The following is a 25,001-nucleotide window of genomic DNA, read 5'->3' on the forward strand; positions in this document are numbered from 1 at the left end:
CGGGACCATGACGAACGACGACACCACGAACGACGAGACGACAGCGCCGACGGTTCCGCCGGAGGTTCCCGACGGGCGCGGCCACCGGCCTGCACGCCGCGGTGCACGGTTCGGCACGATCCTGTGGGGCGTGCTGATGCTCGTGTTCGCCGGGGCGATGGCCGTGAGAGCGCTGCCGATGTTCTCAGTGGACACCACGACCCTGCTGCTGGCCGCCTGCATCGCCGCCGGCGTCCTGCTGGTCGTCGCCGGGATCGTGGCGACCCTGTCCCGCACACGGCGGTAGTGGGAGCGCCCCGTGCACAGGGTCGTCCCAGTGTGCGCGGGGGTCACCCGGACGGCTTAGCATCATCCTCGTGACCGCGACAGACGCCGAGCGGGCCGCCCAGCGCGACGCCACCGAGCAGCCCCTCGACCGCAGCACCCGCCTGCGCCGGTGGATGCTGCACGGGGCCGACCAGGGCGCCTCCCACCAGGGCCCGCACCAGGTCGAGGTCGAGAAGACCCACCCGTGGTGGCGGGTCATGTGCCTGACCGGCGTGGACTACTTCTCCACCCTCGGGTACCAGCCCGCCATCGCCGCGCTCGCCGCGGGGCTGCTGTCGCCGATCGCGACGATCGTCCTCGTGCTCGTCACGTTGTTCGGCGCGCTGCCGGTGTACCGCCGGATCGCCCACGACAGCTTCCGGGGCGCCGGGTCGATCATGATGCTCGAGAAGCTCCTGCCATGGTGGGCCGGCAAGCTGCTCGTGCTGGTGCTGCTCGGGTTCGCCGTGACGGACTTCATGATCACGATGACCCTGTCGGCGGCCGACGCCACGGCGCACATCGCCGAGAACCCGTACACGCCGCACTGGTTCACCGAGATCCCGGTGCCGCTCACCCTGGCGCTGCTGCTCCTGCTCGGCATCGTGTTCCTGCGCGGATTCAAGGAAGCCATCGGCATCGCGGTCGGGCTCGTCGCCGTGTTCCTCGCCCTGAACGCCGTCGTCATCATCGTCGCGCTCTGGCACGTGTTCGAGAACCCGATGGTCGCCAGCGACTGGTGGTCCGGGCTGACGGCGCAGCACGGCAACCCGCTCGTCATGGTCGGCATCGCCCTGATCGTGTTCCCGAAGCTCGCGCTCGGGCTCTCCGGCTTCGAGACCGGCGTCGCGGTGATGCCGCAGGTCCGTGGCGACGCCACCGACGGCACCAGCGACCGACCCGAAGGCCGGATCCGTGGCACGAAGCGGCTGCTGACGGTCGCGGCGCTGATCATGAGCTCGTTCCTCATCACCTCGTCGATCGTGACGACGTTCCTCATCCCGCAGCGCGAGTTCCAGCCGGGCGGTGGTGCGAACGGTCGTGCGCTGGCGTACCTGGCGCACGAGTACATGGGCGGCGTGTTCGGGTCGATCTACGACTTCTCCACCGTCGCCATCCTGTGGTTCGCCGGCGCGAGCGCGATGGCCGGGCTCCTGAACCTCGTGCCGCGGTTCCTGCCCCGCTACGGCATGGCACCCCAGTGGGCTCGCGCCGTGCGTCCCCTCGTGATCATCTTCACGCTCATCGCGTTCGTGATCACGATCATCTTCCAGGCCGACGTCGACGCCCAGGGCGGCGCCTACGCCACCGGCGTCCTCGTGCTCATCACGAGTGCCGCGGTCGCCGTGACGCTGTCCGCGCGCCGCAAGCAGCAGCGCAAGCGCACCATCGCGTTCGGCGTGATCTCGGTCGTGTTCGTCTACACCACGGTCGCCAACGTGATCGAGCGGCCCGACGGCGTGCGGATCGCGGCGATCTTCATCATCGCGATCGTCGTGGTCTCGCTCATCTCGCGCGTGCGCCGCTCGTTCGAACTCCGGGCGTCGTCGATCGAGCTGGACGCGACGGCCCGCCAGTTCGTCGAGGCCGACGCCGACCAGTTCAGCTCGATCTGCATCATCGCCAACGAGCCCGGTGCCGGCACGGCCGAGGCGTACCGGGCGAAGGGGCGCGAGGAACGTCGTGATTCCGGCATCCCGGCGCGCGTGCCGACGATGTTCCTCGAGGTCCTGCCCGCCGACTCGTCCGACTTCGAAGAGGACCTGGTGGTCGAAGGGCACGTCATCCACGGGTTCCGCGTGCTCAAGGTCCGCTCCGGCAACGTCCCGAACACCATCGCGTCGACCCTCCTCGCCATCCGCGACCTCGCCGGTGTGGTGCCGAGCATCTACTTCGAGTGGAACGAGGGCAGCCCGATCCGGAACGCCCTGCGCTTCGTGTTCACCGGTGCCGGCGACGTCGCCCCCGTGACGCGCGAGGTCCTGCGCGAAGCGGAACCCGAGGTCAACCGACGGCCCAACGTCCACGTCGCGTGAGCCGCGGACCGGGCGCAGGACGTGCCTCCAGGCCCGTCGGCGGCCTGGCGGCGATCGTGGTCGCCGCGGCGGTGTGGGGCACCACCGGGACCGCGACGCACTTCGCGCCCGGTGTGCCGGCGTTCGTGTTCGGCGCGGTGACCTTCGGCCTGGGCGGGCTCGTGCTCGCGGCGACCGCGGGCCGGGGCACCCTGCGAGCCGTGGGCCAGCGCCGGACCCGGGGCTGGGCCCTGCTCGGTGCCGTGTCGCTCGTGGTCTACGCGATCGCGTTCTACGCGGCCCTCGCCGACGCCGGCGTCGCGCTCGGCACGACCCTGGCCATCGGCTCGTCGCCCGTCTTCGCCGGCCTGGTCGAGTGGGTCGTCGACCGCAGGCCCGTCACGCGCCGCTGGCTCGTGGCCACCCTGGTGAGCGTGGTCGGCATGGTCGTCGTCACCCTCGCCCGCTCCGGGCACGGCGACGGCGGGCGATCGCTCGCGGTCGGCGTCGGCAGCGCCCTGGTCGCGGGTCTGACGTACGCGCTGTACTCGTGGGCGGTGGCGCGGGGGATGCACGCGGCGACGAGCCGGATGCCGATCGCCGTCGGTCGCGCCGAGGCCGACACCATGCGGGTCGGCGGCGACGTCGGGGTCGCTGCGGCACGGGCAGCCCGCGGGCCGAACGAGCGCGGACTCGTCGGAGCGGTGTTCGGCATGGCCGCGGTGCCGCTCGTCGTGCTCGCCGTGGTGGCGGGCGGGCCGTTCCTGGCCGAGGCCGACGACTGGCCGGTGTTCCTGTACCTGGCGCTGGTGCCGACGGTCATCGGCCACTCGCTGTACGCGGTCGGACTCCGGTCGGTGACGGCATCGGTCGCGACGCTGCTTTCACTGCTCGAGCCCGTCGTGGCCGCGGTGCTGGCGGTGCTCGTGGTGGGGGAACACCTGGGACTCGGCGGCTGGACCGGCATCGTGCTCGTGGTGGTCGGGCTGTCCGTGCTGGCGCTGCCCGCGCGACGCCTCAGCTGACGAGCAGCGGCGTCTGCGCCCTGCCGCGCCGCCCGGGCGCCGGCGCGTCAGCCGTCCAGGATCTGGTCGCGCACCTTCCGCCGCAGCACCTTGCCGATCATCGAGCGCGGCAGGTCCTCGACCACGACGACCCGGCGCGGCACCTTGTACGCCGCCAGGTGTTCGCGTGACCAGGCCCGCAGCGCCGCGGGGTCGAACGTCGACGGGTCCTTCGGCACGACCGCGGCGACGACCTGCTCGTTGCCACCCTGCGTGATGCCGACGACCGCGACCTCCTTGACGCTGGGGTGCTTGAGCAGGGTGTCCTCGACCTCGGACGGCGACACGTTGAAGCCGCCGGTGATGATGAGTTCCTTCAGGCGGTCGACGATCCGGACGTACCCGTCGGCACCGATGGCCACGATGTCGCCGGTGCGGAACCAGCCGTCGGGCGTGAAGACCTCGTCGGTGGCCTCCGCCTTGCCCCAGTAGCCGCGGAACACCTGCGGGCCACGGACCTGCAGCTCGCCGGGCTCGTCGACACCGAGCACCTTGGTGTCGTCGTCCGGGTCGACCACGCGTGCCTCGGTGGAGGACAACGGCAGGCCGATCGACCCGAGGCGGCGCTCCGGGGAGACCGGGTTGGCCATCAGGACGGGGGAGCACTCGGACAGGCCGTAGCCCTCGACCAGGTAGCCGTCGGTCCGGGCCTCCCACGGTTCGACGATGTCCTGGGAGAGCGGCATGGCGCCGGAGATGCCGATCTCGATGCCCTTGAGCGACACCTTCGCCGAGTCGGCGGCGTGCTGCAGCCGGGCGTAGATCGGCGGCACGGCCGGCAGGAACGTCGGCGGGTGACGCTTGATGGCGCTCAGGACCAGAGCGGGGTCGAACGCGGGGAAGAGCACGAGCCGCGAGGCCATGCTCATCGCGAAGGTCAGGCAGAGCGTCAGACCGTAGGCGTGGAACATCGGCAGCACCGCGTACACGACGTTGTCGCCGCGGCGGATCTGCGGCACCCACGCCCGGGCCTGGGCGGCGTTCGCCAGCAGGTTCCGGTGACTCAGGACCGCACCCTTCGGCGTCCCGGTGGTGCCGGAGGTGTACTGGATCAGTGCGACGTCGTCGGTGGCCGGGCGCGGGTGCCGCTTCGACAGCTTGCGGGTGTCGGCGACGTCGTCCCACTTCACCGTGCCACGGACCTTCGTCGTCAGCTTCGCGCGGGACTCGCGGGCCTTCGCGACCGGCAGCGCCAGGGCGAGCCGGGTGCTCCGGGGCATCGCACGGGTGATGTCGACCGAGACGATCGCGTCGAGGTGCACGTCGGCCGGGAAGTCCTGCAGCGTCGCGACGGACTTGTCCCAGGCGATGGCGACCTTGGCGCCGTGGTCCTCGAACTGGTGGCGGAGCTCCCGCGGCGTGTACAGCGGGTTGTGCTCGACCACGATCGCGCCGAGCCGCAGCACCGCGTAGAACGCCACGATGTGCTGGGGGCAGTTCGGCAGCACGATGGCGACGCGGTCACCCGCCCCCACGCCGAGCTTCCGCAGGCCGTTCGCCGCGCGGAGGATCTGCTCCTCGAGGTCGGCGTAGCTCGTGGTGCGCTTGAAGAACTCGAGGGCGACCTGCCTGGGGAACTTCCGGGCCGACTGCTCGACCAGGTCGTACAGGGAACCGCTCTGTTCCTCGATGTCGTGCGGGACCCCCGGGGCGTACGAGGCAAGCCAGGGACGAGGCGTGTCGATGCTCACTCGACCAACGTAGCGGGCGACCCCCGTGCACCCTGGGAACGGTCGGCCCGCGCGAAGCCGAGTGCGTTCCCAGGGGGCGGACGGACGATGACGCCATGCCCTCCGTCTCCGACGCCCTCCGGTCCCGCCTCAACGACACGTTCACCGGGGGCGCGACGAGCAAGCCGGAGTGGATCGACGAGCTCGAGCAGGGCACCGACGCCGGGTTCTTCGGCCCGGGCTCCGCGACGTGGTCCGTGCACGGCGGCAAGCAGACGATCGTCGCCGGGGTCCGGGCGCTGCTCGTCCAGGCCCTCCACCCCGGGGTCCTCGCCGGCGTGGCCGACCACTCCCGCTACCGCGAGGACCCGTTCGGCCGCCTCGCCGGCACCATCCGCTGGATCTTCACCGTCTCGCACGGTGACACCGCCACCGCCCGCGGGGCCAGCGAGTGGGTGCTGCGCCTGCACGAGCGGGTCCGCGGCGAGTACGTCGACGGACACGGCACCACGCGGGACTACTCCGCCAACGACCCGCTCATGGCGCGCTGGGTCCACCTGGCCTTCACGGACGCGTTCCTCCGCGCCGCGCAGCGGTGGGGCGATCCGATCCCGGGAGGAGCCGACGCCTACGTGCGCGAGTGGGCGACCGCCGGCCGGCTCATGCGCGTCGAGGACCCGCCGGAATCCGAGGCGGAGCTCCGCGCCCAGATGAACGGGTACCTCGACCGTGGCGAACTGGCGGTGACGGCCCGCACCCGTGACGTCGTCAAGTTCATCCGGAACCCACCGCTCGCGCTGATGCTTCGGCCCGGCTACCAGGCCCTGTTCCAGGGCGCCGTGTCGACGCTGGACCCCCGCCACCGCTCGATGCTCGGCCTGCGGGCCCCGATGATCGGTCCTGTCGAGCTGCCCGTCAGCCGCACGGCCGGCCTGGTGCTCGACGGCATCGGGGGCGTGCTCGGCAACCAGACCGGCACGGAGCGCGCAGCGCTCGTGCGCATCGCACGACTCGAGCGCGGCGCGTAGCCGCTTCCAGGGATCGCCCGCGCAGGACGCCGTCGTCTTGTCGAGACGCCGCCCTGTCCGGCGGCGTTGCGCGAGGACGCAGGCGTGGTACCGACACGACGGCGTGTCGCGGGCCGTGGGGGTGACGACGGACGGACGGGAGGAACGGGGCCAGGCCGATCCGCGCCTCCCGTCCGTCTGGTGGTGCGTCAGAAACCCGACGGCACCCGGGGCGTGTACGCGGACTCGAGTCGCGTGACCTCGTCGTCGGTGAGCGTCAGCGACGCTGCGGCCACCGCGTCGTCGATGTGGTGCTCCTTCGTCGCGCCGACGATCGGCGCGGAGACCGCGGGCTTGCCGGCGACCCAGGCCAGGGCGACCTGCGCCATCGGGACGCCGCGCTCGGCGGCGACGGCCTCGACCGTGTCGACGATCGCGCGGTTGGCGTCCTCGTCCTGCTTGTAGAGGGTCTTGCCGAACTCGTCGGTCTGCGCGCGCGAACCCGACCCGGAGGCGTCCCATGGGCGCGTGACGCGGCCGCGGGCCAGGGGGCTCCACGGGATCACGCCGACGCCGGTGTGCTCGCAGAAGGGGAGCATCTCGCGCTCCTCCTCGCGCTCGAGCAGGTTGTACTGGTCCTGCATGCTGACGAACTTCGTCCATCCGTGGCGTTCGGCGGTGTGCTGCATCTCGGCGAACTGCCACGCCCACATGCTGCTCGCGCCGATGTAGCGCGCCTTGCCGGCCTTGACGACGTCGTGCAGGGCCTCCATCGTCTCCTCGACCGGCGTCACCGGGTCGAAGCGGTGGATCTGGTACAGGTCGACGTAGTCCGTACCCAGGCGGGTCAGGGACGCGTCGATCTCGTGCATGATCGCCGCGCGGGACAGTCCGGCGCCGTTCCGACCAGGGCGCATCCGGTTGAAGACCTTCGTGAAGACCTGGACGTCCTCGCGCGGAGCCAGCTCGGCCAGGAGCGTGCCGGTGATCTCCTCGCTGCTGCCGTCGGAGTACACGTTCGCGGTGTCGAAGGTCGTGATGCCGGCCTCGAACGCGCGACGGACGAACGGGCGGGCCTCGTCGATGCCGACGCTCCAGGCGTGCGAGCCCCGGTCCGGGTCGCCGTACGACATCATGCCGAGGACGACGCTGCTGATCTCGAGCCCCGAGTTGCCGAGGCGCTTCGTGTCGGTGGTCATGCTGCTCGTCTCCGTGGTGGTGCCGCTCGTGTCGGTGGTCATGCCGACACTCTGGCATCGCGGCCTGTGACCGCCAGCAGGCGCACCTGCAGCGGGGTGTCCTCGGTGACGTCGACCGGAGGCGCGTAGAGGCCGGTCGCCGCCAGGTCCTCGATCTGCGGCTCGAAGTACTCCCACACGGCACGGACGAGCTCGTCGGGCAGGGACTCCTCGGTGCCGGTCGCCCGGGCGAGGTCCCACGTGTGGATCGTGATGTCGCTCGTCTGCTCGGTCAGGTACTGCGCGGCGGGCACGACGTCGGTGCTGAGGTGCACGGGGGTGTCCTGCGGGGCGTTCCGCCAGGCGTCGGTGGCTGCGGTGGCGAACCGGTGCCACTCGGCGACCAGGTCATCGCCGATGGGTTCGAGGTCGGCCTGCGCCTGGGCGTAGTCGCACCCGGTCAGGAGCTTCGGGATCCACCGTTGCTCGTCGACGACGTGGGCGACGAGGTCGCGGGTGGACCACTCGGAGTCGGGGGTGGGGGCGTCCCAGTCGGTGACGGCGGCGACGCGGCGGCCGAACTCGGCTGCCGCGAGGGCCTGCATCGCGATCCAGTCGGTGGCCATGGTGGTGCTCCTGTTCGTCGTGCGGGCGGTGCGGGTGGTGGTGGTGCTCGTGGTGCTCGTGGTGCCTTTCGTGCAACTCGGGGTTCGGCGTGCGGATTCCCCGGCGGCCCCTGCGCGCCCCACGGTACGCGGGCTCGCGGCCGCGGCGCGTGCCCCCGCCGGTCCCGCTCCCGCTCGTCCCGCTCCCGCTCGCGGTCCCGCGAGCGGGCGAAATACCAGGAGCGCCACGGGGATCGGCAGGGTGTTTCGCCCGCTCGTTGGTGGCGCGGCGTGGCATGGGTGCACAGGCCGACGAGCGGGCGAGATGCCAAGCTCATGAGGGTGATGGTCCGGGCATTTCGCCCGCTCGTGGTCGGCAAAGAAGCGCGGGAACGACGAACGCCCCGACTCCGTCGGGAGTCGGGGCGTTCGTCTCGGGTTCGGGTGGTGCCGTTCGGTGCCCTCAGTGGGGCGACGAGTACGAGGAGGCTCAGGCCGCCTGGAGGACGAACTGGACGTCGAGGTTGATCGTGACGTCGTTGCCGAGCGTGAATCCACCGGCCTCGAGCGCCGCGTTCCAGTTCACACCGAACTCGGTGCGGTCGATCTTGGTGGTCGCCTCGGCGCCGAACTTGACCTGTCCGTAACCGTCGGTGGTGAATCCGCCGAGCTCAGCCTTGAGGACGACGGGCTTGGTGACGCCGCGCAGGGTCAGGTCGCCCGAGATGTGCAGGTCGTCGCCCTTCGCCTCGATGCTCGTGGAACGGAAGGTGAGCTGCGGGTGCTCCTCGGTGAGGAAGAAGTCGCTCGTCTTGAGGTGCTGGTCGCGCTGCTCCTGACCGGTGTTGATCGACGCGACGTCGATGCTGGCCTCGACGGTCGACTCGAGCGGGTTCTCGGCGGTGACGACGGTGGCGTCGAACGTCTCGAACTTGCCCTTGACCTTGCTGATGGCGAGGTGGCGGACCGAGAAGGTGACCTCCGAGTGGGTCGGGTCGATCTTCCAGGTGCCGGTCTGGTAGCCGGGAACGGTGTCAGCGGTGAGCGTCATGGTGGTCCTTCTTCCGAACGAGAGTCTGCGGTGCGACGCGTTCCATGCGCCTGCATCGAGTTGATACTACGACAGTGTGCACCGTTTTGGTTGAAGCGTCAACCATTGTTCACCCAAGTGTCGCAAACCGCGTGTCGTGGGCTCCTCGGGCACCGACGTCGAGCAGCCGACGGATGCGGTTGACGAAGCGCTCGACTCCGTGCGCAAGGTCGTCCGCCGTCACCCTGACGAGCCACCAATCGACGTCCTTGAGGTGCTCACCGCGCGTGAGGTCCTTGCGGAAGCTGGCTGGATCGGTGCGGTGCAGATCGCTCTCGTACTCGATCGCCACCCTGGCCTCGGGGTACGCGAGATCCACGCACGCGATCCACTCCCCGTCGACGACGACATCGTGGTTGAGCGCGGGTTCCGGGAGTCCGCGGCGGAGCAGCGCCAGTCGTGTCCTGGTCTCTCCCGGCGACCGAGAACCCTGCCGGATCTCTTCGAGCGCGAGGCGGAGCTTCACGATCCCGCGGATGCCACGTCGCCGACGGACAGCCAGAGCGAGTTCGTCGAGCGTTGCCCAGCCGAGCCACCCGACGAGCGCGTCCCCGGCGACGATGAGTTCGTCGAGCGTCAACATCGAGCCGAGCGCGACGAAGGTGTCGGCAGGTGTGGTGAGCGGCACACCTCGGGCGATCGTCGCCCGGACCGACCCGTACCGCGCTCGATGGCCGACCGTGCCACGAACCCGGAGCGCTTGGTCGGTGCCGATCGTCGTGACGTGCAACCGCTGATCACGTTCGAGGCGACGGGGGAGGGGGACGCCGATGACCGCTGCGGCGGTGACGTGACTGAACACCTGATCGGGGCGGAGTCGAGGAGCGAGTGCCCGAGCACGTTCGTCCACGGATTCCGGGGGGAACGCGGACCGGATGCCGTGGAACGGTCGGACGAGGTCGCGTGCGTCGAGGCGACCACGCGAGACCCCGCGGTGCAGCGCGTCCCGCACCCGGAAGGAAGCGTCACGGAGTGCCATCGGGAGCCGGCGTCTGGCGGTCATCTCCACATCGTGGCCGCGAGCTGACGGTGCGGACGGGAGTAGCGCCTCCATTGTGGATCGTGACCGCGCTCGTGCGGTTGTGGAGGGATGGCGACACCGTCGAACGGGCGAAACACCGGGCGCATCCCGCCGTCGCACGCCGGTGTTTCGCCCGTTCGCGGGGTTCGCGGGGCTCGCGGGGTTCGCGGGGCTCGTCGGCGGGGCCGTTGGACGGTTCGGGAACTGGCTCCCGAGGGATCGCCCGAAGCGCTCTCACGGCGAGCGGGCGAGATGTCCCGGTGCGTCGTCGAGGACACCTGGGCATTTCGCCCGCTCGCCGATCCTGCTCGCCGATCCCACCGCCCGGCCGCGCCACCAGGCCCCTCCGCTCGGCCGCACCCGCACCCGCACCCCCGCCCCGGCCGCGCCGCCCGGCCGCGCCGCCGCGCCGCACCCGCACCCGCACCCCCGCCCCACCCGCGCCCGACAGGCACTCGCGGGACCCCTCACGTGCGCGCTCACTCCAGTAGCGTCGGGACCATGGAATTCAGGTACCTGGGCAACTCCGGACTCAAGATCTCCGAGATCACCTACGGCAACTGGCTGACGCACGGCTCGCAGGTCGAGAACGACGTCGCCACCCAGTGCGTTCGGGCAGCGCTCGACGCCGGCATCACCACGTTCGACACTGCGGACACGTACGCCAACACCGCCGCCGAGACCGTCCTCGGCGAGGCGCTCAAGGGCGAGCGGCGCCAGTCCCTCGAGGTCTTCACGAAGGTCTACTGGCCGACGGGCCCGAAGGGGCACAACGACGTCGGCCTCAGCCGCAAGCACATCATGGAGTCGATCGACGGCTCGCTCGAGCGGCTGCAGACCGACTACGTCGACCTCTACCAGGCGCACCGCTACGACTACGAGACCCCCCTCGAGGAGACGATGCAGGCCTTCGCCGACGTCGTCCGTCAGGGCAAGGCGCTCTACATCGGCGTCAGCGAGTGGACCGCCGAGCAGATCCGCGCCGGCGCCGCACTCGCCAAGGAGCTCGGCTTCCAGCTCATCTCGAACCAGCCGCAGTACTCGATGCTGTGGCGGGTCATCGAGGGCGAGGTCGTCCCGGCCTCGAAGCAGCTCGGCCTGTCGCAGATCGTCTGGTCGCCCATCGCGCAGGGCGTCCTGACCGGCAAGTACAAGCCCGGTCAGCCCCTGCCCGAGGGCTCGCGTGCCACGGACGAGAAGGGCGGCGCCGACATGATCAAGCGGTTCATGCGCGACGAGGTCCTCGAAGCCGTGCAGCGCCTGCAGCCCGTCGCGGACCAGGCCGGCCTCACGCTCGCGCAGCTCGCGATCGCGTGGACCCTGCAGAACGAGAACGTCGCCTCGGCGATCGTCGGCGCCTCGCGTCCGCAGCAGGTCACCGACAACGTCAAGGCCGCCGGCGTCAAGCTCGACGCGGACGCCCTCGCGGCGATCGACGAGGCACTCGGCGACATCCCGGAGCGCGACGCGTCCAAGAACGTGTCCCCGTCGTCGCGCCCCGCGTAGACGCGACCGACCGACGGACGGGAGGCCCGGTGCCAGCTGGCACCGGGCCTCCCGTCCGTCCCGGTGCGGGTGCACCCCGCCGTCACCCAGACGAGGACCGGTCTCGCTGATCAGGTTCGCAGCGCGCTCTTCGGAGGACCGCAGCCGCCGTTCGGTACATTCGGGTGGAGCACGAGGAGCACCATGAGCGAGACCCTGGTCATCATCCCGACCTACGACGAAGCCGAGAACGTCCGGCCCATCGTCGAACGCACGCTGGCCGCGACGGACGACACGGTGCACGTGCTCGTCGTCGACGACAACTCACCCGACGGCACCGGCGACATCGCGGACGCCATCGCGACCGAGACCGACCGTGTGCACGTGCTGCACCGCACCGTCAAGGACGGCCTGGGCGGGGCGTACCTGTCCGGCTTCGCGTGGGGCCTGGAACACGGCTACGCCAAGCTCGTCGAGATGGACGCCGACGGCTCCCACCACCCCGAGTACCTGCCGTGGATGCTCGAGCTCGCGGACTCCAACGACCTGGTGCTCGGCTCCCGCTGGGTCAAGGGCGGCAAGGTCGAGAACTGGCCCTGGTACCGGCTCCTGCTGTCCCGCGGCGGCAACCTGTACACCCGCCTCGCACTCGGCATCGCGGTGCGCGACGCCACCGGCGGCTTCCGGGTGTTCACCTCGAAGGCGTTCGAGCGGATCGACCTCGCCGGCGTCGCGTCGAAGGGGTACTGCTTCCAGGTGGACCTCTGTTGGCGCGCCCTCGAGGCAGGCCTGCGGGTCGTGGAGACCCCGATCACGTTCACCGAGCGGGAGTTCGGTGTCTCGAAGATGAGCGGCAACATCGTCCGCGAGAGCCTCGCGCTCGTGACGAAGTGGGGCATCGACCGTCGCATCCGTGAGACCCGCTCCCTGGTCAAGGACCACCGCAAGCTGCCCTCCGTGCGGAAGAACGCGCACGCGGTGGCTGACCACGCGGCCTGAGGCCACGAACACACGAACACACCAACGCACGAACGGCGACGAAACCAAGGGGTTCGTCGCCGTTCGCGTGTGCGGGACTGCGGCTCGCGCAGCACGCGGATGCGCGTCAAGCGCAGCACGCGGATGCGCGTCAAGCGCAGCACGCGGACGCGCGTCTACCGCAGCACGACCACGCCTCGGCCGCGGAACCGGACGACGCCGGCATCGACCTCGGTCGCCCCGAAGCCGTAGAGCTCCTCGCCCACGGCATCGGGCACGGGGACCTCGGCAGCGTCATCGGCGAAGTTCACGACGACGTGCACCGGCGTGACGTCGGGGCCGAGCAGTCCGCGTGTGAGCACGAGCCAGCGATGGTCCTCGCTGAAGCGGACGGCGTTCGCCTCGTACCGGTGGTCGACGAACGCCTGGTCGGTGCGACGCAGGGCGATCAGCACCCGGTACGCGCGCAGGATCGCCGCACCGCGCTCCGAGCTGACGTCGGCCCAGTCGAGCTTCGAGTTCGTGAACGTCGTCGGGTCCTGCGGGTCCGGCACGGCGGACTCGTCCCAGCCGTGCTCGGCGAACTCGGCGATGCGCCCCTCGGCGGTGGCCTTGCCGAGCTCGGGCTCCGGGTGTGAGGTGAAGAACTGCCACGGTGTCGAGGCCGCGAACTCCTCGCCCATGAACAGCATCGGTGTGAACGGCCCGAGGAGCGTCAGGGCTGCGGCGATCACGAGCCCCTCGTCGTCGAGGGTCGCAGCCAGCCGGTCGCCGGCCGCCCGGTTGCCGATCTGGTCGTGGTTCTGGTTCGCGACGACCAGGGCCGTCGCGGGGGAGGTCCCGCGGTCGATCGGTCGGCCGTGCCGCTTGCCGCGGAACGACGACCAGATGCCGTCGTGGAAGAAGCCGTCCTGGAGTACCTTCGCCAGCGCCGAGAGCGGAGCGAAGTCGGCGTAGTAGCCGTTCGTCTCACGGGTGAGCGCCACGTGCACGGCGTGGTGGAAGTCGTCGGACCACTGTCCGGCGAGGCCGTACCCGGCGGCCTCGCGCGGCCGGAACATCACCGGGTCGTTGAGGTCGGACTCCGCGATGAGCGACAGCGGACGACCGATGAACGACGAGTAGGCGTCGGTCTCGTCGGCCATCGACGCCAGCACGTGCGGGCGGGTGGTGTCGCGGATCGCGTGCACGGCGTCGAGCCGGAGCCCGTCGACGTGGTGGTCGCGGAACCACATGCGCACGTTGTCGAGGACGTACCGACGGACCTCGGGGTGCTCGACGTTCACCGAGTCGCCCCAGGTGTTGCCGAGCCCGGCGAGCAGGTAGGGGCCGTACAGCGGCAGGTAGTTCCCGCTCGGGCCGAGGTGGTTGTAGACGACGTCCTGGATGACGCCGAGCCCCAGCGCGTGCGCCGTGTCGACGAACCGGTCGTAGGCGTCCGGGCCGCCGTACGGCGCGTGCACGGAGAACCAGCCGACCCCGTCGTAGCCCCAGTTCCACTCGCCGTTCACCGCGTTGACGGGGAGCAGCTCGACGAACTCGACCCCGAGCTCGACCAGGTGGTCCAGCTTCTGGGCAGCGGCGTCGAGCGTGCCCTCGGGCGTGTAGGTGCCGATGTGCATCTCGTAGATCACGGCGCCGCGGGCCGGGCGTCCGGTCCACGACTCGTCGGTCCACGCGAACCGAGCGGGGTCGACGACCTCGGACGGGCCGTGCACGCCCTCGGGCTGGTACCGGCTCCGGGGGTCCGGTCGGACCGCGTCGTCGTCGCCGATGCGGAACCCGTACCGGGCGCCGACCACCGGCATCACGGCGTCGGTGGACCACCAGTCGTCGGTGCCCTTGGTGAGCGGGTACTCGACGTCGTCGACGACGAGCCGGACCCGCTCCGGCTCGGGCGCCCAGACGGCGTAACGGTCGGGTGCGGTCATGCGTGACCCTCCAGGATGTCGATCTCGGCCTGCGCGTCGGACTCGGTGGCGTCCGTCGTGCCGGCGGCGGGCCGGGAGGCACCGCTCGCGTCGGACACGGCGGTCACCGCGTCGGCGTGGCCGGCTGCACCGACCGCGTCGGCGGGCACGAGCAGCGCGACCGGGTAGGTGGTGAGCAGGTCGGCCAGCGCGATCCCGCGGTCAGCGGGGACGTGTCGGCCGGTGAGCAGGTCGATGCGCTCGACCGGGACGGCGTGCACCAGGGTGTCGCCCCAGCCGCCGACGCGGTCGAGGCCGATCGGCAGGCGCGTTGCGATCGTCACGGCGCCGCCGCGGTCGAACGCGATGACGTGGTCGGCCGCGCTGCCGGTGGCCTCGAGCTCCAGGTACCGGGTGAACAGCTCCGGGTGGTCCCGTCGGATGCGCAGTGCGCGGGTCGTGACCAGGAGCTTCGCGGCTCCGTCGATGCCGATGGCCGGCAGGTCCTCGGGGCCGTCGTCGTCGGGGCCGTCGAGCTCCGCGAGCACGTGACGCCGCTCGGCGTAGTCGACCGGGCGTCGGTTGTCGGGGTCGACCAGCGAGCGGTCCCAGAACTCGGTGCCCTGGTAGACGTCGGGGACGCCGGGGGCGGTGAGCTGGACGAGCTTCTGGGCGAGACCGTTCGACCACCCGGCAGCGTCGATCTGCTCGTCGAGGGCATCGAGCACGGCGACCACGTCCGGGTTGTCGAACGCGGCGTCGACGATCGCGTGCATCTGCTGCTCGAACGCCTCGTCGGGCTCGGTCCACGTGGTGCTGTCCCCGGCTTCGCGGGAGGCCTTCTCGGCGTAGGCGTGCAGACGTTCGCGGCTGGCGGGCCGCGCGCCGACGATCGCCTGCCAGAGCAGGTCGGCGAACACGCGGTCCCGCAGCGGCACGAGCGACTGCAGCCGTTCGAGCGTGGCGGCCCACTCGTCGCCGAGCTCGGCCAGCACGGCGATGCGGGCGCGGGTGTCCTCGCTGCGCTTCGTGTCGTGCGTGGTGAGCGTCGTCATGGTGTGCGGCCAGCTGCCCAGCCGTTCGCGCTGTGCCTGGTGGAAGTCCGCCACGGAGACCGCGAAGACGCTCGGGTCGCCGCCGACCTCGCTCAGGGACGACAGGCGCGAGGTGCGGTAGAACGCGGTGTCCTCGACGCCCTTCGCCATCACCATGCCGCTGGTCTGCTGCAGTCGGAGGGCCGCGGCGTTCGTCGGGTCGACGAGGGCCGGTGCGATCCGGTCGATGACGTCGTCGAGGTCCGGGCGGGCCGCGGCGGCGCGCTCGAGCGCGGTGATCAGGTGGTGGGCGCCCTCGGGCAGGTACGTGCGGTACACGTCGAACGAGGCAACGACCTCGGCGACCGCGTCGACGATCCGCTCGTGCGTGATCGTCTCCGTGACGGCACTCGGTGCGAGCAGACGAGCGAGCCGCTCGACCTCGCTGCCGAGGATGCCGTCCGCGATGCCCCGTCGGGTGTCGTGCGTGAGTCGCTGCCAGTCGGTCGGTTCGGCGCCCGACGCCGCGGTCAGGGACTGTTCGCCCGCCGGGTCGACGAACACGCGGTCGAGCACCCCGAGGGCGTCGTACCCGGTGGTGCCGTCGACCGGCCACGAGCTCGGCAGCTGCTCGCCGGGCTCGAGGATCTTCTCGACGAGGGTGTAGGCCCCGCCGGTCAGCTCCGCCAGGTCCTGCAGGTAGCCCGCCGGGTCGTACAGCCCGTCCGGGTGGTCGATGCGCAGGCCGTCGACGAGCCCGTCGCGGAACCAGCCGCCGATGACCGCGTGCGACGCCGCGAAGACCTCGGGCTCCTCCACGCGGATCGCCGCGAGGGTGTTCACCGCGAAGAACCGGCGGTAGTTCAAGTCGTGGTCGGCACGCTTCCAGTGCACGAACGCGTAGTGCTGGCGTTCGTGGACGGTCTCGACGGTGTCGCCGTCGTGCACCGTGCCCGGCGCCGTGGGGTAGGCGGTCTCGCCGACGCGGAGCACCGGACGCTCGGCGTCGGACGTGTCCAGCGTGATCGCGTCGAGCAGCCGGTCGTCCAGCACGGGGACCCGGAGCTTGCCGTCGCCGGCTTCCCAGTCCACGTCGAACGCCCAGGCCACGGGCGAGCCCTGGCCGAGTTCGAGCAGGGACCACCACCACGGGTTCGACTCGGGGGTCGCGACACCGACGTGGTTCGGCACCACGTCGACGATGACCCCGAGGCCGACGGCGTGCGCGGCCTCGGCCAGCGCCCGCATTGCCTGGTCGCCACCGCGGTCGGTGTCGACGCGGGTGTGGTCGACCACGTCGTAGCCGTGGTTCGACCCGGACTCGGCCTGCAGCACGGGCGACAGGTACAGCCAGTCGGCGCCGAGGTCGTGCACGTAGCCGACCAGGTCCCGCGCGGCGTCGAGGTCGAAGTCGGCGGAGACCTGCAGGCGGTACGTCGACGCGGGCACGCGGTTCGCGGCGCCGGGCGTTCCGGCGGTCATCGGGCGGTTCCGCTCGGTGCGGTGGACCCGGCCGGGTTGACCGGGGTGACGGCGTCCTGCGGTGCTGCCGGTTCGGTGGCACCGTCCTGTTCGGCGTCGACCGGGGTGCTCGTGACCTCGTGGTCGGGCTCGGCGCGGAGCACGATCATCGACCGTGCGGGGACGTCGAGCGGGGTGCCCGCGTCGAGCACCTCGTCACGGGCGCCGGGGTCCGCGGTGTCGATCCGGACGGTCCAGCCGGGGGAGTACTCCTCGGGCGGCAGCGTGAAGGTCACGACGTCGTCGTGGGCGTTGAAGTACGTGATGAAGCCGACGTCGGTGACGCGCTCACCGCGGGCATCGCGGCCGCGGATGCCCTCGCCGTTCAGGTACATGCCGACGCTCTTGCCGAAGCCGGAGTCCCAGTCCTCGGGGTCCATCGCGTCGCCCGAGGGGGTCAGCCACACCACGTCGGGCAGCGGCTCGCCCTCGCCACGACGGACCGGACGGCCGTTGAAGTACCGGGTCCGGCGGAACGTCGGGTGGTCGTGCCGCAGCTTCACCACGTCGGCGGTGAACTGGATGAGGTCTTCGTCCGCGCTGTCCCAGTCGATCCAGCTGAGCTCGGAGTCCTGCGCGTAGACGTTGTTGTTGCCCGACTGCGACCGACCGAGTTCGTCGCCGTGCGCGAGCATCGGCACACCCTGGCTCAGGAGCAGGGTCGCCAGGAAGTTCCGGCGGCGCTGCAGCCGCAGGGCGTTCACGGCCTCGTCGTCGGTCGGGCCCTCGGCGCCGGAGTTCCACGACCGGTTGTGGCTCTCGCCGTCGTTGTTGTCCTCGCCGTTGGCCTCGTTGTGCTTCTCGTTGTAGGCCACCAGGTCGTACAGCGTGAAGCCGTCGTGTGCGGTGATGAAGTTGATGCTCGCCTTGGGCGTGCGACCGTCGTGCTCGTACAGGTCGGCCGAGCCCGAGATCCGGGACGCGAACTCGCCGAGCGTCGACGACTCACCGCGCCAGAAGTCACGGACGGTGTCGCGGTACTTGCCGTTCCACTCGGACCACTGGGGCGGGAAGTTGCCGACCTGGTAGCCACCGGGGCCGACGTCCCACGGCTCGGCGATGAGCTTGACCTGCGACACGATCGGGTCCTGCTGGACCAGTTCGAAGAAGGCCGACAGGCGGTCGACCTCGTAGAACTCACGCGCCAGCGCCGACGCCAGGTCGAAGCGGAACCCGTCGACGTGCATCTCGGTCACCCAGTAGCGGAGCGAGTCGAGGATGAGCTGCAGCGAGTGCGGGTGCCCGACGTTGAGCGAGTTCCCCGTGCCCGTGTAGTCCATGTAGAACTTCTTGTCGTCGTCGACCAGGCGGTAGTAGGCCGCGTTGTCGATGCCGCGGAACGACAGCGTCGGGCCGAGGTGGTTGCCCTCGGCGGTGTGGTTGTAGACGACGTCGAGGACGACCTCGATGCCGGCGCGGTGCAGCTCGCGCACCATCGTCTTGAACTCCTGGACCTGCTGGCCCTGGTCGCCCGACGACGAGTACGCCGAGTGCGGCGCGAAGAAACCGATCGTGTTGTAGCCCCAGTAGTTCGACAGCCCCTTGTCCTGCAGGGTGGAGTCGTTCACGAACTGGTGCACCGGCATGAGCTCGAGCGTGGTGATGCCGAGGCGCTGCAGGTGCTCGATCACCGCAGGGTGGGCGACGCCGGCGTAGGTGCCGCGCTGCTCTTCCGGCACGTCCGGGTGGGTCTCGGTGAGGCCCCTGACGTGTGCTTCGTAGATGACGGTCTCGCCGTACGGCGTGCGTGGCGGACGGTCCCCCTGCCAGTCGAAGAAGGGGTTGATCACGACGCCCTTCATCATGTGCGACGCGGAGTCCTCGTCGTTGGTCGAGTCCGGGTCGCCGAACGTGTACGAGAAGAGCGACTGGTCCCAGTCGATCTCGCCGCTGGTCGCCTTGGCGTACGGGTCGAGCAGGAGCTTCGACGGGTTGCAGCGCGCGCCGGAGTCCGGGTCGTACGGGCCGTGCACGCGGAAGCCGTACTCCTGCCCGGGGCCGATGTTGGGGAGGTACGCGTGCCAGACGTAGGCGTCCACCTCGAGCAGGCGGACGCATTCTTCGTTGCCGTCGGAATCGAACAGACAGAGTTCGACGCGCTCGGCGACCTCGGAGAACAGCGCGAAGTTCGTGCCGCTCCCGTCGTAGGTCGCCCCGAGCGGGTACGGGTTTCCGGGCCAGGTGTGCAAACGGTCCTCCAGGTGTGGGTGCGGCCAACATATCGGCGGCACTCGTCCGCGTCCGCAGACAAGCCCCAGCTGTGGATGCGTGAGGCGCCCCGCGGCCTGTTGAGGAACGGACGAGTAGCGTCGCGCGCATGGCCAACATCGTCTCGAAGATCGCAGACCAGGTCCGCCCGCTCGGGGTCTCCACGAACTACGGAGAACCCGTCGAGGTCGGCGACCAGACCCTCATCCCCGTGTCCGTCAGCTGGTTCGGCTTCGGTGGCGGCGGGGACGACGAGAACGGTGGCGGCGGTGGCGGCGGCCTGTCGGCCCCCGTCGGCGCCTACGTCCGTCGCCCGGGCAAGGACCTGGTGTTCGAGCCGAACCCGATCTCACTGATCGTCGTGGGCATCCCCTTCGTGTGGGTGGCCGGGCGTGTCCTGCGCAAGCTGGTGCGCGCGCTCAAGAAGTGACCACCTGACGCAACGGGAGGCCCGTGGCGACGCCGCCACGGGCCTCCAGTCCTTCACGCGGTCGCGACCGCGTCTAGACTGCTGGCACACACACGGGAGTCCGGGACCGCCGGGCTGAGAGGGAGCGATCGGCGCTCCGACCGTCGAACCTGATCCGGATCATGCCGGCGCAGGGAGGAGTCAGCAGCATGCCTTCAGGCACGTCAACAACCGTCACCACCGCTCCGCGGCGATCGCTGCGCTGGCGGGTCGTCGACATCGTCGTCGCGAGTGTGCTCGCGGTGGCACTCGGAGTCGTCTTCCGGGTCTGGGAGTTCGGCTACGAACCCATCAGCGCCGTCATGGACCTCGTGCTCCCCGGCACGAAGGCCCTGTTCGGCGGGGTCTGGCTGCTCGCCGGCCCGATCGTCGCGATCGTCGTCCGGAAGCCCGGCGCCGCGCTCTACGGCGAGATGGTGGCCGCGTCGGTCGAGGCGTTGTTCGGCACGCAATGGGGATGGCTCACCCTCGAGGCCGGGCTGGTCCAGGGCCTCGGCGCCGAGATCGTCCTCGCGCTGTTCCTGTACCGCGTCTACCGCCTGCCGGTCGTCGTCCTCGCCGGTGCCGCTGCCGGGCTCGCGCTCGGCATCAACGACACCGTCCTCTGGTACCCGGGACTCGACGTCGCCTTCAAGGTCGTCTACGTGATCTGTGCCGTCGTCTCCGGTGCCGTGATCGCGGGAGCGGGCTCCTGGCTGATCGTGCGGGCACTCGCCCGCACGGGGGTGCTGTCGTCCTTCGCCGCCGGCCGTGAGCACAGCCGTCGCGAACCCCGCGCCCTGGTGTGACCGTGCCCGCTCCGTCCGTGACGCCCACCTCTGCCGGTGGCGATGCCGGTGTCGGCGTCCGCGGGGCGCGCATCGTGTTCCGTGGCTGGGGCTGGCGGTACGCGGAACGGGACGCCTGGGCCGTCCGCGGAGTCGACCTGGTCGTCGAGCCGGGGGAGCGCGTGGCCGTCGTCGGACCGTCCGGGGCCGGCAAGTCGACGCTCCTGCGAGCCGTCGCCGGCGTGCTGCCCGACGAACCCGACGCCACCGACGCCACCGCGGCGTCGGTGCAGGGGACACTCCTGGTCGACGAGTCCGACCCCCGCGCGGTCCGCGGGCGTGTCGGCCTCGTCATGCAGGACCCCGAGGCGCACACCGTGATGTCCCGCGTCGGCGACGACGTGGCCTTCGGCTGCGAGAACGCCGGTGTCCCCCGCGAAGAGACCTGGGACCGGGTGCGGTCCGCGCTCGACGTCGTCGGCCTCGACCTGCCGCTCGACCGCTCCACCGCGCAGTTGTCCGGCGGGCAGCGGCAGCGGTTGGCGCTCGCCGGCGTGCTCGCGATGCGGCCCGGTGCGCTCGTGCTCGACGAGCCCTGCGCCAACCTCGACCCCGAGGGTGTGGCGCAGGTGCACGACGCCGTCCGGGCACTGCTCGACGACACCGGGGCAACCCTGCTCGTGGTGGAGCACCGGATCGGCACCTGGCTCGACCTGGTCGACCGGCTCGTGCTGCTCGAACCGGCGGGCGGCGTCGTCGCGGACGGTCCGCCGGCGCAGGTGCTGGCGACCCACGGCGAGGCGCTCACCGCGGCCGGGGTCTGGGTGCCCGGTGCCGAGCCGGAGCGCGGTTCTGCGCGAGGGCAGCGTGCGGCGGGACGAGCGGGCGAAATACCCGGGTCGCCCGGCGGGGTGACTGCGGCATTCCGCCCGCTCGGCGAAGGGGCGCTCGGCGCGGGGGGCGGCGCGGGGGAGCACGGCGCGGGGACCACGGTGCTGCTTGAGACGCGGGGACTCGGCACGGCACGGGGGAAGCAGCCGGTCGGGAACGGCATCGACCTCGGGCTCCGAGCCGGGCAGGTCCTCGCCGTCACCGGACCGAACGGCGTCGGCAAGTCGACGCTCGGTCTGACCCTCGCGGGCTTGCTCCCGCCGTCAGCCGGTGAGCTCCACGCCACGGACCTCCTGGCCGACGGCATCGGCACGACGCCCCACACCTGGACGAGCCGCGAACTCGCGGCCCGGATCGGCACGGTGTTCCAGGACCCGGAGCACCAGTTCGTCGCCCGTTCCGTGCGCGAGGAGGTCGAAGCCGGCCCCCGCGTGCTCGGTGCGCCCGATGCCGCCGAACGAGCCTCCGCGCTGCTCGACGAGTTCGGGCTCGCACACCTGGCCGACGCCAACCCGTTCACCCTGTCCGGCGGCGAGCAGCGACGACTCGCGATCGCCTCGGCCATCGCGGCCCGTCCGCCGGTCGTCGTGCTCGACGAACCGACCTCCGGGCAGGACCGTGCCACGTGGCAGGCCGTCGTGGGGCGCCTCGGAGCACTCGCGGACGCCGGTACCGCGGTGGTGGCGGTCACCCACGACCGCGACCTCGTCCGGGCACTCGACGCCGACGAGGTCGTCCTCGGGCCGGACGGCGCGCGATCTGTCGGGCGCGACCAGGGGCCGTCGGACGCGGCCATCCCGGAGACGGGACCGACAGCCGGGAACCGCCCCGGGCCTCCAGACCGGACCGCCGGGACGCACCGGACCGCCGACACGGACCGGACCGGCGCGACCGACGCGTCGGACCCCACGCGACGACCGCTGGCCGCGCGCGCGACCGGCATCCCCGGCGTCCAGCCCGTCGCCTCCCTGATCGGCGTGCTCGCACTCGGTGTCTGCCTGGTGCTGAGCCTCGACGTCGTCTCGGCCGCCGTCGCCCTGGCGCTCGAACTCGCGCTCCTGCCGCTCCTGCGCCTGCCGGTCCGGACCCTGCTCCTCCGACTCGCACCGGTGCTGGTCGCGGTGCCGCTGACGGCGGTGAGCATCGCGCTGTACGGCAGACCCTCGGGTCGGGAGTGGTTCGACCTCGGGTTCGCGCACATCACCGACGGATCGCTGACGCTCGCGCTGGCGACCGCGCTCCGGGTCCTCGCGGTGGGGGTGCCAGCCATCGCGCTCTTCGTGCGGGTCGACCCGACCGACCTGGCGGACGGGCTCGCGCAGGTGCTGCGGCTGCCCGCGCGTTTCGTGCTCGGGGCCCTCGCCGCCGTCCGGATGATGACGCTGCTCGTCGACGACTGGCGACAGCTCGCGATGGCCCGGCGTGCCCGGGGACTGGCGGACTCCGGGAGGCTGCGCCGCGGAGCGACCATGGCGTTCGCGCTGCTCGTGCTCGCGCTGCGCCGGGCGACGACCCTGGCGGTGGCGATGGAGTCACGCGGGTTCGGCGCTCCCGGACGGCGGACCTGGGCGCGGGTCGCGCGGTTCGCCGGGCCGGAGTGGGCGACGGTGGCGGTGCTGGTCGGCATCGGCGCGGTGTCGATCGCCGTCGCGGTGAGCACGGGGACCTGGCGTGCCTGACGCGGAACGTGCCACGGGCACGACCGGCGGGACCGGCACGACGGGCGGGGCCGGCACGACCGGCACGACCGGCACGACGGGCGGGGCCGGCACGACCGGCGCGACCGCGGGGGACCTCGCCCCGGGCCTCGCTGCTGCTGCCGCCGGTGTCGCCGCCGCCACGGGCCACCGTGCCGTCGTGCTCATCGACGGCCGGTCCGGCACGGGCAAGACGACCCTCGGCGCGCAGGTCGCGGAACAGCTCGGAGCGCAGCTCGTGCACCTGGACGACCTCTACCCGGGCTGGGACGGCCTGCGAGCGGCTTCGGACGCCCTGGTGACCGACGTGCTCGGAGCGCCGAGCGGCTACCGACGGTGGGACTGGGACGCTGACGGACCCGCGGAGTGGACGTCGGTGGACCCCGACCTGCCGATCGTGGTGGAGGGCTGCGGGGCGTTGTCGCGGGCGTCGGCACCGCTGGCGTCGCTGCGTGTGTGGCTCGAGGCCGACGACGCCGTGCGCTGGGACCGGGCGATCGGACGCGACGGCGAGGTCTTCGCACGCGAGTGGGACCGCTGGGCCGCGCAGGAGCAGGCCTTCATCGCCGCCGAGGACCCGGCCGCCCTGGCCGACGTGGTCCTGCGGACGTAGCGCCCTGCGGCGGCCGCGAGTCACGCGTCCTCGGACAGTTCTCGGGCTACGGAAGGCGAGAACTGTCCGTCAAGCCGAGACTCGGCCCGCGCCCGCGCCCGCCCGCGCCCCCGCCCCCGCGCCCGCGCCGCCCTCCCGCCGCGCCACCGCGCGCGGATCCACCGCGAACACCGCCGCCACGATCGTCAGCACCGCGTACACCCCGAGGTACCCGCACAGGATCCACGGCGAGCCACCGCCCAACTGCACGAACACCGCGGCCAGCAGCGGCGTCAGCCCCACCGAGAAGATCGACCCGATCTGGTAGCCGAGCGACATCCCCGAGTACCGCCGCCCGGTCGGGAACTGCTCCGCGAACCACGCCGCCTGCGGGCCGTAGATGCTGTCGTGGAACACGCACATCCCGATCAGCGCCACGAGCGGCAGCAGCACGAGGGGCCCGGCGTCGAGGAACGCGAAGAACGGCCAGATGAGCACCGCGATGCCCACAGCCGACCAGATCGTGAGCACCCGCCGCCCGACCCGGTCGGACAGCCACCCCCAGAACGGCGTCGACACGAGCGACACCGCCGAGATCACGAGCACGGCCTGCAGCCCCGCGTCCGAGCCCGACGGCCCCCGCACGTTGCCGAGGTAGGTCAGTGAGTACGTCGTCAGGATCGAGTACAGCGCCGGTTGTACGAGTCGCAGGCCCGCCGTCACCAGGATCGACCGCGGGTGCTGCCGGATCGCCTGCCACACCGGGAACCGTTCGACCCCACCCGAGGCACGCAGCTCCTGGAACACCGGGGCGTCCTGCACGCCGAGCCGGATGATGAGCCCGACCGCGACGATCACGGCGGAGAACAGGAACGGCAGCCGCCAGCCCCAGGCCAGGAACGCCTCGGTGCCGAGCAGCGACCGCACGAGCGTGAAGACCCCGGTCGCCAGGAGCATCCCACCGGCCGAGCCCATCTGCGTGAACGCCCCGAACAGCCCGCGGTGCCGTTCGGGCGCGTGCTCGACGGACAGCAGCGCCGAGCCGCCCCACTCCGCTCCGGCCGCGACACCCTGCAGCAGCCGCAGGAACACGAGCGCCACGACGGCGCCGACCCCGATGGTCGCGGCGGACGGGATCACCCCGATCAGCGTGGACGCGATGCCCATCAGCACCAGCGATGCGACGAGCAGCTTCTTCCGCCCGATCCGGTCGCCCAGGTGCCCGGCGACCACCCCGCCGAGCGGCCGCGCCACGAACCCGACGCCGTAGGTCGCGAACGACGCGATCACCCCGACCGCGGGCGTGACGGACGGGAAGAACGTCGGTGCGAACACCAGCGCCGAGGCCGTCGCGTAGAGGTAGAAGTCGTAGTACTCGACGGTCGTCCCGATGAACGACGCGAGCGCGACCCGACGACGGGTCGCGCTGGTCGACGGTGCGGCGGGACGGCCGGGAGGCGCGGTGACGGTGGTCTGGCTCGGCATGCCTCAGG

19 protein-coding genes and 1 riboswitch are annotated in these 25,001 nt (G+C 71.5%); of the genes, 10 read left to right on the forward strand and 9 right to left on the reverse strand.

Annotation, left to right across the window (positions count from 1 at the left end; genetic code table 11):
• Positions 1-7 precede the first annotated feature (7 nt).
• From MXD64_RS04855 to MXD64_RS04865, 3 genes are all read left to right on the forward strand, one after another.
• On the forward strand, positions 8-286 hold the full coding sequence (locus MXD64_RS04855) for a hypothetical protein (protein WP_159557637.1): 279 nt from the start codon (positions 8-10) through the stop codon (positions 284-286).
• A gap of 154 nt (positions 287-440) precedes the next feature.
• The gene (locus MXD64_RS04860) at positions 441-2,342 is read left to right on the forward strand and encodes an amino acid transporter (protein ID WP_228499484.1); all 1,902 of its coding nucleotides are present in this window, start codon (positions 441-443) and stop codon (positions 2,340-2,342) included.
• The gene (locus MXD64_RS04865) at positions 2,339-3,346 is read left to right on the forward strand and encodes a DMT family transporter (protein WP_071251201.1); all 1,008 of its coding nucleotides are present in this window, start codon (positions 2,339-2,341) and stop codon (positions 3,344-3,346) included. The genes MXD64_RS04860 and MXD64_RS04865 overlap by 4 nt, the downstream gene beginning before the upstream one ends.
• Before the next feature lie 47 nt (positions 3,347-3,393).
• Here the strand turns inward: MXD64_RS04865 and MXD64_RS04870 are convergent, their stop codons facing one another.
• A complete protein-coding gene (locus tag MXD64_RS04870; RefSeq protein ID WP_042541379.1) occupies positions 3,394-5,076 on the reverse strand; it encodes a long-chain-fatty-acid--CoA ligase in 1,683 nt (560 codons plus the stop codon).
• Between the two features lie 95 nt (positions 5,077-5,171).
• On the opposite strand from MXD64_RS04870, the gene MXD64_RS04875 reads away from it, so the two are divergent.
• The gene (locus MXD64_RS04875) at positions 5,172-6,083 is read left to right on the forward strand and encodes an oxygenase MpaB family protein (RefSeq protein WP_017886980.1); all 912 of its coding nucleotides are present in this window, start codon (positions 5,172-5,174) and stop codon (positions 6,081-6,083) included.
• 188 nt (positions 6,084-6,271) lie between these two features.
• On the opposite strand, the gene MXD64_RS04880 is transcribed toward MXD64_RS04875, so the two are convergent.
• From MXD64_RS04880 to MXD64_RS04895, 4 genes are all read right to left on the reverse strand, one after another.
• Entirely contained in the window at positions 6,272-7,303 is a 1,032-nt protein-coding gene (locus MXD64_RS04880) for an aldo/keto reductase (RefSeq protein WP_082509801.1), read from the reverse strand.
• A complete protein-coding gene (locus MXD64_RS04885) occupies positions 7,300-7,866 on the reverse strand; it encodes a TIGR03086 family metal-binding protein (protein ID WP_056073071.1) in 567 nt (188 codons plus the stop codon). The genes MXD64_RS04880 and MXD64_RS04885 overlap by 4 nt, the downstream gene beginning before the upstream one ends.
• Before the next feature lie 469 nt (positions 7,867-8,335).
• Positions 8,336-8,896 (reverse strand): YceI family protein, encoded by a 561-nt coding sequence (locus tag MXD64_RS04890; RefSeq protein ID WP_017886977.1) that lies wholly within the window; start codon positions 8,894-8,896, stop codon positions 8,336-8,338.
• Between the two features lie 109 nt (positions 8,897-9,005).
• The gene (locus tag MXD64_RS04895; RefSeq protein ID WP_071251204.1) at positions 9,006-9,938 is read right to left on the reverse strand and encodes a hypothetical protein; all 933 of its coding nucleotides are present in this window, start codon (positions 9,936-9,938) and stop codon (positions 9,006-9,008) included.
• Positions 9,939-10,457: 519 nt separating this feature from the next.
• Between MXD64_RS04895 and MXD64_RS04900 the strand changes: the two genes are divergently transcribed.
• Positions 10,458-11,462: an aldo/keto reductase family protein gene (locus MXD64_RS04900; RefSeq protein ID WP_056073081.1), complete on the forward strand. Its 1,005-nt coding sequence runs from the start codon at positions 10,458-10,460 to the stop codon at positions 11,460-11,462.
• 183 nt (positions 11,463-11,645) lie between these two features.
• Complete coding sequence (locus tag MXD64_RS04905; protein ID WP_042538294.1) at positions 11,646-12,440, forward strand: polyprenol monophosphomannose synthase; 795 nt, start codon at positions 11,646-11,648, stop codon at positions 12,438-12,440.
• Positions 12,441-12,595: 155 nt separating this feature from the next.
• Here the strand turns inward: MXD64_RS04905 and treZ are convergent, their stop codons facing one another.
• From treZ to glgX, 3 genes are read right to left on the reverse strand one after another with little or no spacing between them, the layout of a single operon-like run.
• Positions 12,596-14,350 carry a malto-oligosyltrehalose trehalohydrolase gene (treZ, locus tag MXD64_RS04910; RefSeq protein ID WP_263137197.1) on the reverse strand — a complete coding sequence of 585 codons (1,755 nt, stop codon included), beginning with the start codon at positions 14,348-14,350 and terminating at the stop codon, positions 12,596-12,598.
• Entirely contained in the window at positions 14,347-16,845 is a 2,499-nt protein-coding gene (gene treY, locus MXD64_RS04915; RefSeq protein ID WP_263137198.1) for a malto-oligosyltrehalose synthase, read from the reverse strand. Before treY ends, treZ begins: the two co-directional genes overlap by 4 nt.
• A complete protein-coding gene (gene glgX / locus MXD64_RS04920; protein ID WP_263137199.1) occupies positions 16,842-19,073 on the reverse strand; it encodes a glycogen debranching protein GlgX in 2,232 nt (743 codons plus the stop codon). The genes treY and glgX overlap by 4 nt, the downstream gene beginning before the upstream one ends.
• A gap of 128 nt (positions 19,074-19,201) precedes the next feature.
• Between glgX and MXD64_RS04925 the strand changes: the two genes are divergently transcribed.
• The 4 genes from MXD64_RS04925 (at position 19,202) to MXD64_RS04940 (ending at position 23,529) form a co-directional block, all read left to right on the forward strand.
• A complete protein-coding gene (locus MXD64_RS04925; RefSeq protein ID WP_027464636.1) occupies positions 19,202-19,522 on the forward strand; it encodes a hypothetical protein in 321 nt (106 codons plus the stop codon).
• An 82-nt stretch (positions 19,523-19,604) separates the two neighbouring features.
• Positions 19,605-19,716, forward strand: a riboswitch (TPP riboswitch).
• Positions 19,711-20,349 carry an ECF transporter S component gene (locus tag MXD64_RS04930; protein WP_159557649.1) on the forward strand — a complete coding sequence of 213 codons (639 nt, stop codon included), beginning with the start codon at positions 19,711-19,713 and terminating at the stop codon, positions 20,347-20,349. (Overlaps the previous riboswitch by 6 nt.)
• A gap of 17 nt (positions 20,350-20,366) precedes the next feature.
• Positions 20,367-22,898 (forward strand): ATP-binding cassette domain-containing protein, encoded by a 2,532-nt coding sequence (locus MXD64_RS04935; RefSeq protein WP_263137200.1) that lies wholly within the window; start codon positions 20,367-20,369, stop codon positions 22,896-22,898.
• Positions 22,891-23,529: an ATP-binding protein gene (locus MXD64_RS04940; RefSeq protein ID WP_214519965.1), complete on the forward strand. Its 639-nt coding sequence runs from the start codon at positions 22,891-22,893 to the stop codon at positions 23,527-23,529. Before MXD64_RS04935 ends, MXD64_RS04940 begins: the two co-directional genes overlap by 8 nt.
• Positions 23,530-23,598: 69 nt before the next feature.
• Here MXD64_RS04940 and MXD64_RS04945 read toward each other — a convergent pair whose 3' ends face one another.
• Positions 23,599-24,993, reverse strand: a complete 1,395-nt coding sequence (locus MXD64_RS04945; protein WP_262118493.1) for an MFS transporter — start codon at positions 24,991-24,993, stop codon at positions 23,599-23,601.
• Between the last annotated feature and the right edge of the window lie 8 nt (positions 24,994-25,001).

The organism is Curtobacterium sp. Arg-1 (assembly GCF_025643395.1).
GTDB classification, from domain to species: domain Bacteria; phylum Actinomycetota; class Actinomycetes; order Actinomycetales; family Microbacteriaceae; genus Curtobacterium; species Curtobacterium poinsettiae.